Annotated in this window: 10 protein-coding genes; all 10 read left to right on the top strand. The window is 73.5% G+C overall.

Going from position 1 to position 13,643, the window contains the following annotated elements; translation table 11 throughout:
- The first annotated feature begins 211 nt into the window (after positions 1 to 211).
- The 10 genes from OG286_RS08595 to OG286_RS08550 all read left to right on the top strand — a co-directional run bounded on the left by OG286_RS08595 (position 212) and on the right by OG286_RS08550 (position 13,636).
- The gene (locus OG286_RS08595) at positions 212 to 1,018 is read left to right on the top strand and encodes an SAM-dependent methyltransferase (protein ID WP_396320030.1); all 807 of its coding nucleotides are present in this window, start codon (positions 212 to 214) and stop codon (positions 1,016 to 1,018) included.
- Positions 1,015 to 3,129, top strand: a complete 2,115-nt coding sequence (locus OG286_RS08590) for a putative bifunctional diguanylate cyclase/phosphodiesterase (protein WP_396320031.1) — start codon at positions 1,015 to 1,017, stop codon at positions 3,127 to 3,129. Before OG286_RS08595 ends, OG286_RS08590 begins: the two co-directional genes overlap by 4 nt.
- 471 nt (positions 3,130 to 3,600) lie before the next feature.
- Positions 3,601 to 4,431 (top strand): glycosyltransferase family 2 protein, encoded by an 831-nt coding sequence (locus OG286_RS08585; RefSeq protein ID WP_396320032.1) that lies wholly within the window; start codon positions 3,601 to 3,603, stop codon positions 4,429 to 4,431.
- A complete protein-coding gene (locus tag OG286_RS08580; RefSeq protein WP_405362448.1) occupies positions 4,428 to 5,753 on the top strand; it encodes a glycosyltransferase in 1,326 nt (441 codons plus the stop codon). Before OG286_RS08585 ends, OG286_RS08580 begins: the two co-directional genes overlap by 4 nt.
- Positions 5,750 to 6,991: a glycosyltransferase gene (locus OG286_RS08575; protein ID WP_405362450.1), complete on the top strand. Its 1,242-nt coding sequence runs from the start codon at positions 5,750 to 5,752 to the stop codon at positions 6,989 to 6,991. Before OG286_RS08580 ends, OG286_RS08575 begins: the two co-directional genes overlap by 4 nt.
- Entirely contained in the window at positions 6,991 to 8,385 is a 1,395-nt protein-coding gene (locus tag OG286_RS08570; RefSeq protein WP_396320035.1) for a lipopolysaccharide biosynthesis protein, read from the top strand. Before OG286_RS08575 ends, OG286_RS08570 begins: the two co-directional genes overlap by 1 nt.
- Positions 8,375 to 9,463, top strand: coding sequence for a glycosyltransferase family 2 protein (locus tag OG286_RS08565; protein WP_405364976.1), 1,089 nt, complete (start codon positions 8,375 to 8,377; stop codon positions 9,461 to 9,463). Before OG286_RS08570 ends, OG286_RS08565 begins: the two co-directional genes overlap by 11 nt.
- Positions 9,460 to 10,293, top strand: a complete 834-nt coding sequence (locus OG286_RS08560; RefSeq protein ID WP_405362454.1) for a polysaccharide deacetylase family protein — start codon at positions 9,460 to 9,462, stop codon at positions 10,291 to 10,293. Before OG286_RS08565 ends, OG286_RS08560 begins: the two co-directional genes overlap by 4 nt.
- Positions 10,290 to 12,323 (top strand): glycosyltransferase, encoded by a 2,034-nt coding sequence (locus OG286_RS08555; RefSeq protein WP_405364974.1) that lies wholly within the window; start codon positions 10,290 to 10,292, stop codon positions 12,321 to 12,323. Before OG286_RS08560 ends, OG286_RS08555 begins: the two co-directional genes overlap by 4 nt.
- The gene (locus tag OG286_RS08550) at positions 12,320 to 13,636 is read left to right on the top strand and encodes a family 16 glycosylhydrolase (protein WP_405362458.1); all 1,317 of its coding nucleotides are present in this window, start codon (positions 12,320 to 12,322) and stop codon (positions 13,634 to 13,636) included. Before OG286_RS08555 ends, OG286_RS08550 begins: the two co-directional genes overlap by 4 nt.
- Positions 13,637 to 13,643 lie beyond the last annotated feature (7 nt).

The following is a 13,643-nucleotide window of genomic DNA, read 5'->3' as shown; positions in this document are numbered from 1 at the left end:
GGGCGCCGGGCGGGTGCCGGGTGGCCCGGGGCGCGGGCGACTCCCGGGCGGACGCGGGCCGGAACGGAGGCGGACCTCCGGCAGGACGGGAGAGCTCCGCTTGCACCCGTTCGGCGTGCAAGGGAGGATCTTTTGTGCTTGTAGTCTCATCAGTCGCAGCCGTCCCTTCAGACAGCTGGCTTCCCGGAACCGGAGTGAAGGAGTCCCTAGGATGCGGCGACCGAACTGGGTACCGGAGGGCACGGACCTGGACAAACCGAACGCCGCGCGGGTCTACGACTACTATCTCGGTGGTTCGCACAACTTCGAGGTGGACCGGGAGATGGCCCGCAAGGCGATCGCCCTCTGGCCGGAGCTGCCCCAGATCATGAGGTCCAACCGGGCCTTCCTGCGCCGCGCCGTGCAGTTCGTCGCCGAACGGGGCGTCACCCGCTTCCTGGACATCGGTTCCGGCATCCCGACCTTCGGCGCCGTGCACGAGATCGCCCGGGCGATCCGCCCCGAGGCCGAGGTGGTCTACATCGACCGCGACCCGGTCGCCGTCGCGCACAGCCGGCTGCTGCTGGAGGACGACCCGAAGAGCTCCGTCGTCCAGGCCGACCTGCGGGACATCGACGACCTGATGGCCCGCCCCGAGGTGCGGTCCCTGCTGGCGGCCGGCGAGCCGGTGGCTGTGCTGCTGGTGGCCGTCCTGCACTTCGTCAGCGACTCCGAGGACCCGTGGAAGCTGGTCGAGGTGCTGCGCGACGCCCTCCCGCCGGGCAGTGCGCTGGTCCTCTCGCACGCCTCCCTGGAGGGCCGCCCGGACCAGGCCGAGGACCACCAGAAGCTGTACAGGATGACGCCCACTCCGCTGACCATGCGCACCCACGAGCAGATCACCGCGATGTTCGCCGGCTTCGATCTGGTCGAGCCCGGTGTCGTCTACCTGCCGCAGTGGCGGCCCGACCAGCCGGAGGCCGTCGGCCAGCACCCCGAGCGGATGACCGGGGTGGCGGGCGTGGGGTTCCGCCCGTGAGTGATGCGCCGGTGCCGAGCAGTGCCGAACGGTTCCACGAGGACTGGTCGCGGCTGCTCTCCGGTGACCATGGCACGGCGGTCCACCCCGGCCTGCTCGGCCTGCTCGTCTCCCGGACCGCCGCGCTGCTCCACCGTGCCCAGCAGGACGAACCGTTCGAGCCGCACCTGGCCGCGCAGGCCGGTGCCGAACTGGTGGACGCGCACTTCACCGACCCGGTGGTGCTGGCCCGGGCCGTGGAGCTGCTCCAGGAGCAGCCGGTCACCGACGACCGCGGGCCCGCGCTCTGCGGCGCCTTCGCGGCCGGCTGGGCGGCTGCCCTGCGCGAGCGGACCCTGCGTGAGCAGGAGGCCATCCGCACCGCCGCCGACATGGCCCGCAAGGAGGCCGAGCGGGCGCTGCGCGCCTCCGAGGCGCGGTTCCGCGCGCTGTTCGAGAGCGCGGCGATCGGCATCGGCATCGGCGACACCGACGGCAACATCCTGGCCGTCAACAGGGCTCTCCAGGAGCTGTTCGGGGCCGGCCCGGAGGACATGGAGGGCCGCCGGGTCGGCGACCTCGTCCACCCCGAGGACGCCCCGGGCGTCTGGGAGGCGTACGAGGACCTGATCAGCGGCAAGCGGGACTACTTCCAGGTCGACAAGCCGTACTACCGGCAGGACGGCGAGGTGGTCTGGACCCACCTGACCGTCTCGCTGATCCGTGACGACGACGGCGTCCCGCAGTACCAGGTGGCGATGCTGGAGGACATCACCGACCGCTACCGGCTCCAGGAGCGGCTGCGCCACCAGGCCACCCACGACCCGCTGACCGGCCTGCCAAACCGGGCGGCCTTCTTCGAGCGGCTGGAGAAGCTCTTCGAGGAGCCGGACCCGGGTGCCCGGTTCGGCCTCTGCTACGTGGACCTCGACGGCTTCAAGGTGGTCAACGACAGCCTCGGCCACGACACCGGAGACCAGTTGCTCTCCGCCGTCGCCGCCCGGCTGAAGGCCGCCCTGACCCCGCTCGGCCACCTGGTCGCCCGGCTCGGCGGCGACGAGTTCGTCGTCCTGCTGGAGAACTGCCGGGGCGAGCAGGAGGCCGTCGCCGCCGCCAAGACCGTGCTGAAGGCGCTGGCCGGGCCGGTCCTGATCGGCGATCACAAGCTCGCCGTCGGCGCCAGCGTGGGCGTGCTGGAGCGGCGCGTCTCGACCACCACCCCCGGCGCCGCCGTCCGCGCGGCGGACCTGACGCTGTACCGGGCCAAGGAGGCCGGCCGCGGCCGCTGGACGCTCTTCGACCCCAAGGAGAACGCCCGGGCGGTCAGCCGCTACGCCGTGTCCGTCCGGATGCCGGCCGCACTCGACCGCGGCGAGTTCTTCATCGACTACCAGCCGTTGTACGCGCTGGCCGACGGCCGGCTGGCCGCCGTCGAGGCGCTGGTGCGCTGGCGCCACCCGCAGCTGGGGGTGCTCGGCCCGGACGAGTTCGTCACCACCGCCGAGGAGACCGGCCTGATCATGCCGCTCGGCCGCTGGGTGCTGGAACAGGCCTGTGGCCAGGCGGCCGACTGGATCAGGCGGTTCGGCGACGACGCGCCGCAGCTGAACGTCAACCTGGCGGTCCGTCAGGCCCGCAGTGCCGCCCTGGTGACCGACCTCGCCCGGATCCTCGAATCCACCGGCCTGGAACCGGCCCGGCTCCAGCTGGAGATCACCGAGTCCACCGTGGTCGGCCCGGAGGACGAGGCGCTGCGCACTCTGCACGGGCTGGTCGACCAGGGCGTCTCGCTCGCCGTGGACGACTTCGGCACCGGCTGGTCCAACCTGGCCTACCTGCGCGACCTGCCGGTCTCGGGGCTGAAGATCGCCGGCTCCTTCGTGGGTGACCTGCACGATCCGGCCAAGGACGAGGAGACCGGCTGGCGGATCGTCAGCGGCCTGGTGTCGATGGCGCACGCGCTGGGCCTGACCGTCACCGCCGAGGGCGTGGAGACCTTGCGGGACGCCGAGCGGCTGCGCACCATCGGCTGCGACTGGGCGCAGGGCTGGCACTTCGGGCGGCCGGTGCGGCCGGGCGAGATCGCCCGCCGGATCGCCGAGGAGCCGGAGGGCCGGCCGGTCGGGGGGTGAGGGCCGGTCGGGATCGAGGGCCGCTCGGGGGCTGAGGGCCGGTCGGGATCGAGGGCCGCTCGGGGCTGAGGGCCGGTCGAGATCGAGGGCCGCTCGGCCTGCGGTGCCCGTGCCGGGGGCGCCGACGGGCATATGCCGAATCGGGCATAAAGAACCAATTATGACAAACCACTTGACGTGATGCCGGTTACCTGGGCACGATGAGGCCCTGGCACACCCCGCACCCCCGTGCGGGAAGCACATTCGGCCAGTTCGACAGACCGGCGCTTCGGCGCCCAGAGAGCCGGCGGCGCGCACCCCCATTCGGCCGCTCGAGTCGCTCTCCACGTTTTCGGCAGTCCCCTCCGGGGACTTCCCTCCGGGGCCCCGCCCACCCCGCGCATCCGTCGCGCACCGGGCCCGCCCCGTTCCATCAGGGGCCGCGCCGCGCCCGGCGCCCGCCCGCCGCCTCCCCCCGAGAGGCCGTTCTCGATGAGCACCACCATGCCCCCCAACGTCGTTCCGTACCCGAACCATGACGGCCGGCCACAGCGCCGCGCCGAGGACCGGGTCGCCGTCCAGCGGCCGATGCGCCGGGCCGGGGACGGCGTCGCCAGCAAGCACGGCGTCACGCTGGTCGTGCCCGCCCAGAACGAGGCTCGCAACATCCCCTGGGTGTTCGAGCAGATTCCGCGCTGCGTCGACGAGGTCATCCTGGTCGACGGCTCGTCCAGCGACGCCACCGTTCCGATGGCCCGGCACTGCCTGCCGACCGTCCGCAGCGTCGAACAGAGCGGACCGGGCAAGGGCAACGCCCTGCGCACCGGCTTCGCCGCCGCCACCGGCGAGTACATCGTCATGATGGACGCCGACGGCTCCATGTGGCCCGGCGAGATCCCGCACTTCCTGCACTTCCTCGACCACGGCTTCGACTTGGTCAAGGGATCCCGGTGCATCGCCGGCGGCGGCTCGCTGGACTTCACCAGGGTCCGGTCGCTCGGCAACCGCGCCCTGCTCGCCGTCGTCAACCGCCTGTACGACGCGAGCCTCACCGACCTGTGCTACGGCTACTGTGCCTTCCGCCGCTCCTTCCTGGATGCTCTCGACCTGCGCTCCACCGGCTTCGAGATCGAGGCCGAGATGATCGCGCACGCCCTGCGCTCCGGACTGCGGATCGCCGAAGTGCCGAGCCTGGAACTCCCCCGCCGCAGCGGTCGCTCCCACCTCCACGCCATCTCCGACGGCCGCCGGGTGCTGAGGACCCTGATCTCCGAGCGTCCCGGCGCCCGGGCCTCGGCGGCCGCCCCCGCGGAGGAGCGATGATGAATGGCCCCGACCGGCGCACCGCAGCTGCCTGCCCGCGCCCTGCCGCCCGCGACTCGCTCTACACCCCCGTCCGCGTCGTCGACCTGGACCTGGACGAACCGGGCGAGCTGCGCTCCCCCGGAGGTCTCGGTGCCGACGCCCCGGACGGCCGCGTGTTGGCGTTGGTGCGGCTGCACGGACACCCGCTCGGCTTGGTCACAGCCACCGGAACAGCAGGCGACAGTGCCGCGCTGCGCCGGGCGCTGGTCGACGCCGCTCACCGGGAACTGCGTGTTCCCGCCCTGTCCACCGCGACACCCGCGGCGCGTCCCGGTCGGGTCGGCCGCGCCCGGGTGCCTGCGGGCCCGCCGACGGTCTCCGTGATCGTCTGCACCCGGGACCGCGACGAGATGCTGCCGCGCTGCCTGGACTCCCTGGTGCGGATCGGCCATCCCCTCGTCGAGGTGATCCTGGTGGACAACGCCCCCAGGAACGACGCCACCGAGAAGCTGGTCCGATCGCGCTACGGTGACCGGATCCGGTACGTGAGGGAGCCCCTGCCCGGCCTGTCCCGGGCCCGTAACCGCGGCCTCGCGGCCGCGCGCGGTGAGCTCTGCGCCTTCACGGACGACGACGCCATCGCCGACTCCCGCTGGGTGAACGCCCTGGTGGAGGCGTTCCAGTCGGACGACCGGATCGCCTGTGTGACCGGCTTGGTGCTGCCCGCGGAGCTGGACACCAAGGCACAGTTCCTCGTGGAGCAGTACTGCGCTCCCAGCCGGGGCTTCGAGGCCCGCAGCTGGTCGCTCCCGGCGCCCCAGGACGACCCGCTGGTCCAGTTCTCCGTCGGCCGGTTCGGGATGGGGGCCAACATGGCCTTCCGCACCGCGGTGCTCCGGGCCCTCGGTGGCTTCGACCCGGCCACCGGCACCGGGACACCCTCGCGGGGCGGGGAGGACCTGCTCTCCTTCCAGCAGGTCCTGGCCGCGGGGTACACCGTGGCCTACCAGCCCGACGCGATCGTGTGGCACCGGCACCGGCGGACCATGGAGGCGCTCGCCCGCCAGGTGCGCGGGTTCGGGGTCGGGTTCGGCGCCTACCTGGCGGCGGCGGTGTCCCACCGGCCGAGCCTGCTCGCCGAGCTCGTCCGGAGGCTGCCCTACGGCGTGTGGCGCTGGCACGTCAGCCACCGGGTCGGCGCCCGAACCGGGCCGGCCGACGACGACACCCTGCGCGGCCTCCGCAGGCTGGAACGTAGCGGGCTGCTGTACGGCCCGTTCTGCTACCTGTTCACCGTCTGGCAACAACACCATCCCAGGACTGGAGGTCGGCTGTCATGACCACCCCGATCGAGCTGCCGCCCGCGCCCGTCGAGGTCGCCGAGCTGGATCTCGAACGCCCTGACGAACTGCACCGTCCCGGCCGGGGTGACGTGTTCGCCCCGAACGGCCGGGTGCTGGCGCTGATCCGCCGCGGGGGACAGCCCCTCTGCCTGGTGACCGCCGAGGCCGCGCCCGGTGACCCGGCCGCACTCTGCCGGGCACTGGCCGCCGCAGCGGCCAGCGAGCCGGACCCGCGCGCACCCTCCGCGGTGCGGCCGGAACCGCCGGCCCACGCCCCGCTCGTGAGCGTCATCGTCTGTACGCACAACCGCGTCGACCTGCTGCCGCGCTCCCTGGACGCCCTCCTGGCCGGCACCTACCGGCACGTCGAGGTCATCGTGGTCGACAACGCCCCCTCCGACCGGGCCACCGAGCTGCTCGTCGCGCTCCGCTACCCGGGCCGGGTCCGGTACCTGCGCGAGCCGGTGCCCGGCCTGGCCCGTGCCCGCAACCGCGGCCTCGCCGTCGCGCGCGGAGAGATCTGCGCCTTCGCCGACGACGACCTCCTGATCGACGAGGGCTGGGTGGCCGCCCTGGTCGACGGCTTCCGTTCGGACCGGCAGGTCGGCTGCGTGACCGGCCTGGTGCTGCCCGCCGAGCTGGACACCCGGGCGCAGATCGCGCTGGAACGGTACTGCGGCTACGCCAAGGGCTTCACCAGCCGCAGCTGGTCGCTCGGCGAACCGTCCGACGACCCGCTCTTCCCCTTCGCCACCGGCCGGCTCGGCACCGGGGCCAACATGGCCTTCCGCACCGGCCTGCTCCGCTCGATCGGCGGCTTCGACCCCGCGACCAGCACCGGCACCCCGGCGCGCGGAGGAGAGGACCTGCTCTCCTTCCTCCAGGTCCTGACCTCCGGCCACACGGTCGTCTACCGGCCGGACGCACTGGTGTGGCACCCGCACCGCCGCTCCATGGAGGCGCTGACCACCCAGGTCTTCGGCTTCGGCGTCGGCTTCGGCGCCTATCTGGCCGCAGCCACCCGCCGCCAGCCGCGCCTGCTCGCCGCCCTGCTCGCCCGAGTGCCGCACGGGGTCCGGCAGACCCTGCACCGCGGTGACCCGGCCGCCGCCCGCCGCGACCCGCTGATGGCCCACCTCGGGCGGCTCGAACTCCTCGGCCTGCTCTACGGGCCGGTCTGCTACCTGCGCAGCGTCCGGTTGCAACGCCGGGCCGACACCTCGGTGAGGCCGTGATGTCCATCCTCGACCACACGCGCTCCAGGCGGCGGACGGCAGCCGCACGGCCGTGCTCCTGCCCGGTGGCGCTGCCCTGCGAGTGCTCCTACCCGGCACTGCTGCGGGCCCGGATCAGGGCGGGCGCCCAGAGCCTTCGCGCGGACTCCCTGATGCACAACGGCCACGTACTGGCGGCGAGTTCGATCGTCGCAGCCGGACTCGGCGCGTTCTTCTGGATACTCGCCACCCGCTACTACAGCGTCGAGGCCGTGGGGCGCAGCTACGCGGCCCTGTCGGCCGCGATGTTCCTGGCCACGCTCGGCAGCCTCAACCTCGGGGACGCGCTGGTGCGCTTCGTCCCGGCCGCCGGCCGGCACACCCGGCACCTGGTGCTGCGGTGCTACGCGATCAGCGTCGGTTTCAGCGCCGCGGTCGCGGTCGGCTTCCTGCTGCTGGTCCCGATGGTCGCCCCCAACCTCGGCTTCCTGGACTCGCCGGTGCTCGCGGTCGCGTTCGTCGCGGCCACCGCCGGCTACGCGGTCTTCGTGCTCCAGGACGGCGCGCTCACCGGCACCCGCAGGACCGGCTGGGTCCTCGGCGAGAACGCCGTCTTCGCCGTCGCCAAGTCACTGCTGCTCGCCGGATGCGCGGCCCTGGCCGTCGGCACCGGCATCCTGGTCGCCTGGGCGGTGGCCATGGTCGTCTCGATCGCGCTGGCCAACGTGGTGCTGTTCCGCAGGGCCGTGCCGGCCCACGAGGCGGCCGGCGACGCCGACGCCGAACCGCCCCAGCGGGTCCTGCACTGGGCCGGCGCCGACTACATCGGCAACCTCTTCAGCTTCGCGAGCTACAGCGCCGTCCCCCTGATCGTGCTCGCCCAGCTCGGACCGGAGGGCAGCGCCTACTACTCGCTCGCCTTCGTCATCGCCTCGACCCTCTTCGTCGCGACGTTCAGCATGGGCCACTCGCTGGTGGTCGAGGGCGCCCGCGACCCGAAGCGGCTCGCCGAGTACGCCCGGCGCATGCTGCGCCACACCGGTCTGCTGCTGGTCGGCGCCGTGCTGGTGATCGAGATCGGTGCGCGCCGGATCCTGGGCGTGTTCGGCCCCGAGTACGCCGCGCACGGCACGGCGGTGCTGCGTCTGCTCGCCCTGTGCGCGCTGCCGATCGCGGTGACCAACGTGGTCATCCAGGTGGCCCGGGTCCGCCGCGCGCTGCCCTGGATGATCGGGGTGCGGATGGCCTCCGCCACGATGATCGTCACCCTGGTCGTCCTGCTGCTGCCGCGCCACGGACTGATCGGCGTCGGCCTCGCCTGGGTGATCTCCGAGTACACGATGGCGGCCGCACTGCTGCCCGTCCTCCGGCGCTGGCTGCGTGCGATGGAAGGAGACCAGGACCATGACCACTGACCAGTCCTCCGGCCGGAACGACGACCGGACTCCCGAGCGCGCCGCCGACGGCCGTGCACCGAGCCTGACCGTCGTGATCTGCGCCTACACCGTCGAGCGCTGGGACGACCTGTGCGCCGCCGTCGCCTCCGTGCGCGGCCAGCACCACCCGCCCGCCGAGGTGCTGCTCGTCATCGACCACTGCCCCGAGCTGCTGCACCTCGCCCGGGAACACCTGTCGGCCGACGCGCGGATCCTCCCCAACCGGCAGCGGCGCGGTCTCTCGGGCGCCCGCAACACCGCCCTGGCCGCGGCCCACGGCGAGCTGATCGCCTTCCTGGACGACGACGCCACCGCCGACCCCGCCTGGACCGCGCGGCTCCTCACCGGCTACCGGACACCCGGGGTGCTCGGCGTCGGCGGCCACGTCCGGCCCTGGTGGCAGAGCGGCCGGCCGGACTGGTTCCCGCCCGAGTTCGACTGGGTGGTCGGCTGTTCCTACCGGGGACTGCCGAGCCGGCCGGCCGGGGTGCGGAACCTCATCGGCGCCAACATGTCCTTCCGGCGTGCCGAGGCACTGGCCGCCGGCGGCTTCCGGACCGACCTCGGCCGGGTCGGCCGGCGTCCGCTCGGCTGCGAGGAGACGGAGCTCTGCATCCGCCTCGCCGCCCGCCACCCCGGCGGCGTGCTGCGCTACGAGCCGGCCGCGGCGGTCCTCCACCGGGTGCCGCCGGCCCGCACCACCCTCTCCTACTTCGCCGCACGCTGCTTCGCCGAAGGCCGTTCCAAGGCCGCGGTGGTGCGGTACGACGGCGCCGCCGCCGGCCTCGCCAGCGAACGCGCCTACCTGCGGCACACCGTGCCCGCCGCGCTGCTGGACAGCCTGCGGCGGCGCCGGCCCGCCACGGCGGCGGCGCTCTGCGCCGGCGTCACCCTGACCGCCGCCGGCTACCTCACCGGGTTGGCCGGCGGCTGGGCCGAACGGACCGCGTCCCGTCGGACCGGCGCGGTCCGTCCGGCCGCCCGTGACCGGACCACTGGCGCCGAGCCCACCACGGCCCGGCCCGCCGGGGTCCGGCCGACCAGGGACGGGCCATGAGCGCGATACCCGTCTTCCTCTACCACTCGGTCTCGGACGACCCGCCGTCCTGGCTCGCGCCGTACACCGTCACGCCCCGCGTGTTCCGCGAGCAGCTGGACCGGATCAAGGACAGCGGCCTGTCGCTGGTGCCGCTGCGCCGGCTGGTCGCCGCCCTGCGCGGCGGTCCGCCGCTGACGCCCGGCGCCGCGGTCCTGACCTTCGACGACGGGTACGCCGACTTCTACTGGACGGTCGCCCCGATCCTCTCGGAGGAGGGCCTTCCCGCCACCCTCTACATCACCACCGGCGCCGTCCACCCGCCCGGCGCGCGGGGCACCGGAAGTCTGCTGCCGCCGGCACCGATGCTGAACTGGCGCCAGATCGGCAACCTCGACGCGCTCGGCGTCGAGATCGGCGCCCACTCCCGGACCCACGTCCACATGGACACGGTCTACGGCCGGCGGCTGACCGACGAGATCGCCAGCTGCAAGACGGTCCTGGAGGACATCCTCGGCCACGAGGTCGCCTCCTTTGCCTACCCGCACGGGTACTCCGGTGCGGAGGTGCGCCGCAAGGTCGCACAGGCCGGCTACACCTCCGCGGCCGCCGTCGGCAACGCCTTCAGCTCCCCGGCCGACGACCCGCTGCGGATCGCCCGGCTGATGGTCCGCTCCGACACACCGCCGCAGGTGTTCGACGACTGGACGAAGCGCCGGGGCGCCCCGACCGCGCCCTTCCACGAGAGCACCGCCACCCGGGCGTGGCGGGCCTACCGCCGCCTGCGCGCAGCCCTCGGCACCTCGGTCGGCGAACCGCCGAGGACTCGCGGTCAGGAGAGATCACAGTGACCGACGCCCTGGAACGTGAAGACGTCCGACCCGACCCGCGGCCACCGGCCCACCGCTCGACCTCCCACCGCAACAAGGGCCGGCGGACCCGCCGGCTCCGCGCAGCCCTCTCCGAGGCCGGCTGGTCCGGCTGGGTGGTCCGGTGCGCGCTGCCGGCCGCGCTGGTGCTCTGGCTGCTGGCCCTCTCCCGGGTGGACCTCTCCCGGATGGGCGACCTCGGCCTGCTCCAGGCCCTGCCGCCGGCCTACTTCGCCGCACTGGGCCTGCTCACCCTCGGCTTCGTCACCGCGCTGCGCGCCCCGCGGATCCGTCACCGCTGGCCCGCCGCCTACGTCCTGGCGCTGATCCTGGTGATCCATGCGACGCCCAGCCTGCTCTACCCGACCCTGCGGTACGCCTGGGCCTGGAAGCACGTCGCGATCGTCGACGCCATGCTGCGCCACAACGGGTCGGTGCCGGGAGCGGGCAAGCTCGACGTCTACAACCAGTGGCCCGGCTTCTTCGACCTCCATGCGGTGATCCTGCGCGCCACCGGCCTGGACTCCGTCCTGGGCTACGCCTCCTGGTACCCGGTGATCACCAACCTCCTGCTGATCGGCCCGCTGCTGATGCTGTACCGGAGCATCACCACCGATCACCGACTGGTCTGGGGCGGGGTCTGGCTCTACTACACGACCGCCTGGGTCGGCCAGGACTACTTCTCCCCGCAGGCCTTCGCCTACGTGCTGTCCCTCACCGTGATCGCGCTGGTCATGCGCCGCCTGGCGGTGGCGCGCTCGCTCGCGGCGGACTCACGCGAACCCCGGGAGCGAAGGGCAGGACCGCCCGGAGCCCGGGCCCTGTCGGCGGCCGACGAGGCGTCGGCCCGCGGTGGCTGGCGGGCGGCGCCGTTCGCCCTGGTCCTGGTGCTGATCGCCGCGATCGTCTCCTCGCACCAGCTGACCCCGATCATGCTGGCCGTGGGCATGGCCCTGCTGGCCCTGGGCCGCCGCAACCGCCGCACCGTCCTGCCGGTACTGGCCGCCGTGGTCGGGCTGACCGTGCTCTGGGACGCCACCGTGGCCCGGCCGTTCGTGTCGGAGCACCTGACCAGCCTGGTCACCGCCCTGGGCTCGCCGGACCACAACGCGGTGGCCGGCCTCGCCCACCTGGGGCAGGCCGCCCCCGGCCAGATCCTGACCTCCTGGGCCGACCGGTCCCTGACCCTCGCCGTCTTCCTGCTCGCCCTGGCCGCGTTGGTCCGCCACCGCTGGGTGCGCCGGGTCGGCCTGCTGCCCCTGCTGGTGGCGCCGCTCGTGCTGCTGCTGGCCAACGCCTACGACGGTGAGATGCTCTTCCGGGCCTACCTGTTCGCCCTCCCCGCCGCCGCCTTCCTCGCCGCGACCCTGCTCTGGAGCCCGCGCGCCGCCCGGCCGCCCGGCCCGTCGCCCGACGCGCCGTCCGATCCCCAGTCAGGCCCGCCGGCCGACGCCTCGTCCGTTCCCCCGGCCGCCCGGCCCATCGGCCCGCTGCGGACCGGTGCCACCGCCGTCGTCCTGCTCGGCCTGCTCTCCGGCCTGCTGTTCGGCTACTTCGGCAAGGAGAGCATGAACTACTTCACCCCGCAGGAGGCCGCCGCGCTCCGGTACGTCGCCACCACCCCGCCCGGCTCCCGGGTCATCTCGCTGACCTCCAACGAGCCGGGAGGCGAGATGCGCTACGACGACCACGACCGGCTCGTCCTCGGCGACGCCGCCGGCGAGGACCTCAAGCGTCTGGCGGACAACCCCGGCGACGCCCTGAGAACGGCGCTGGAACGCCCGAACGTGGCCGGCGGACCGAGCTACGTGATCCTGACCCGGGCCCAGATCGCCGAGTGCGAGCTGACCGGGCTGCTGCCGGTCACGGCCACCAAGGCCTTCGCGGCCGCCGCGGCCACCTCGTCCGAGCTGCGGCTGGTGTTCTCCAACGCGGACGCCGTCGTCTACCAGTACGTCCCGCCCGGCGGCGGACACGTCGACACCACCCCGGCCGGAGGGAGGACACCGTGACCGTCCGACCGTGGACCCTGCCGCGCCTGCTTCCCGCACTGTCGGGCTGGATCGCCCTCGCCGCCCTGCTGCTCCAGGCCGGGAACCCGCTACGGGCCGTCGCCGCCGGCATCTTCCTGCTCGTCGGTCCGGGCGCGGCGGCCGTGGCCTGGGCCCGGCCGGGCCCGTCCTGGCGCGAGCGGGGACCGGGCCGGCTGAGCGCCGCCGCGCTGACCGTGACGCTGAGCCTGGCGCTGACGATGCTGGTGGCGGAGGCGCTGTTCTTCAGGCACTCCTTCACGGTCGGCCGGACCGTCCTGGCGCTCGCCCTGCTCACCACCCTCCTGACGCTGCTCCCGCGCCGTCTCCCCGCCGCCCCCGCACCCGTGTCCGGCGGGCCCGTCCGCCGTTTCCGGAGCCCGCGCCGGCCGTCCGCCCGGGCCACGGGCCGGTGGCGGCTGCTGCTGGTGACCGGAGTGCTGCTTCTGGCCGCCGCCTGCGGCGCGTCCAACGGCGCGGGCGTCGGTGCGGCGGAGCTCCACCCCCAAACCGCTGCGCCCACGAGCCCGACCGCCATCCTGCCGCCGGTCGGGGCGGACCAGCCGCCCGCGACCGGCCCGTGGCACCAGGTCTTCCGGGACGACTTCAACGGCACCGTGCTGGACGGCTCCAAGTGGACCACCTGCTACGACTGGAACGTCCGTGGCTGCACCAACACCGGCAACCACGAGGACGAGTGGTACCTCCCGGGCCAGGTCGCGGTGGCGGACGGCGCGCTCACGCTCACCGCCCAACGCCAACCGACGCCCGGCAGCGACGGGAAGACCTACCCCTGGACCTCCGGGATGATCTCCACCGGCCGCGACCACTGGGACGGCACCCCGCGGCACATCTTCACCCACGGGTACTTCGCGGCCGCGATCAGGACCACCGACCAGCCGGTCGGCATGTTCCCGGCGTTCTGGCTGCTCTCCGCCAACACCCGGGGCGGGCTGCCGGAGCTGGACACCGTCGAGTTCATCAACAGCAACCAGTACGCCGACCTCAACCTGCACGCCGAGGCCCCCGACGGCACCAACATCGACGCCCACTACGCCCACGGGCCGCTGGACTACTCCCTCGGCTACCACGTCTTCGGTCTCGACTGGGAGCCGGACGCCGTCACCTGGTACGTCGACGGCGTACAGGTCTTCCAGGTCACCGACCCGGCCGCGATCCCGACCACCCCGATGGAACTGATCCTCAATCTTGCCGTGGGCTACCAGCAGTCGCCCCCGCCCGGCGTCGACAAGACGCAGGTGCAGGTCGACTGGGTCGGCGTGTGGCAGCACTGAACGCACG

The sequence above is a fragment of the Kitasatospora sp. NBC_00039 genome (assembly GCF_045160625.1).
In the GTDB taxonomy this organism is placed as follows: domain Bacteria; phylum Actinomycetota; class Actinomycetes; order Streptomycetales; family Streptomycetaceae; genus Kitasatospora.
This window is presented reverse-complemented; position numbering and strand designations above follow the sequence as displayed.

Coding starts and splice junctions, on each gene's coding strand:
- OG286_RS08560 (WP_405362454.1), top strand. CDS start 9,460: ATGAGCGCGATACCCGTCTTCCTCTACCACTCGGTCTCGGACGACCCG.
- OG286_RS08585 (WP_396320032.1), top strand. CDS start 3,601: ATGAGCACCACCATGCCCCCCAACGTCGTTCCGTACCCGAACCATGAC.
- OG286_RS08565 (WP_405364976.1), top strand. CDS start 8,375: ATGACCACTGACCAGTCCTCCGGCCGGAACGACGACCGGACTCCCGAG.
- OG286_RS08575 (WP_405362450.1), top strand. CDS start 5,750: ATGACCACCCCGATCGAGCTGCCGCCCGCGCCCGTCGAGGTCGCCGAG.
- OG286_RS08580 (WP_405362448.1), top strand. CDS start 4,428: ATGATGAATGGCCCCGACCGGCGCACCGCAGCTGCCTGCCCGCGCCCT.
- OG286_RS08570 (WP_396320035.1), top strand. CDS start 6,991: ATGTCCATCCTCGACCACACGCGCTCCAGGCGGCGGACGGCAGCCGCA.
- OG286_RS08595 (WP_396320030.1), top strand. CDS start 212: ATGCGGCGACCGAACTGGGTACCGGAGGGCACGGACCTGGACAAACCG.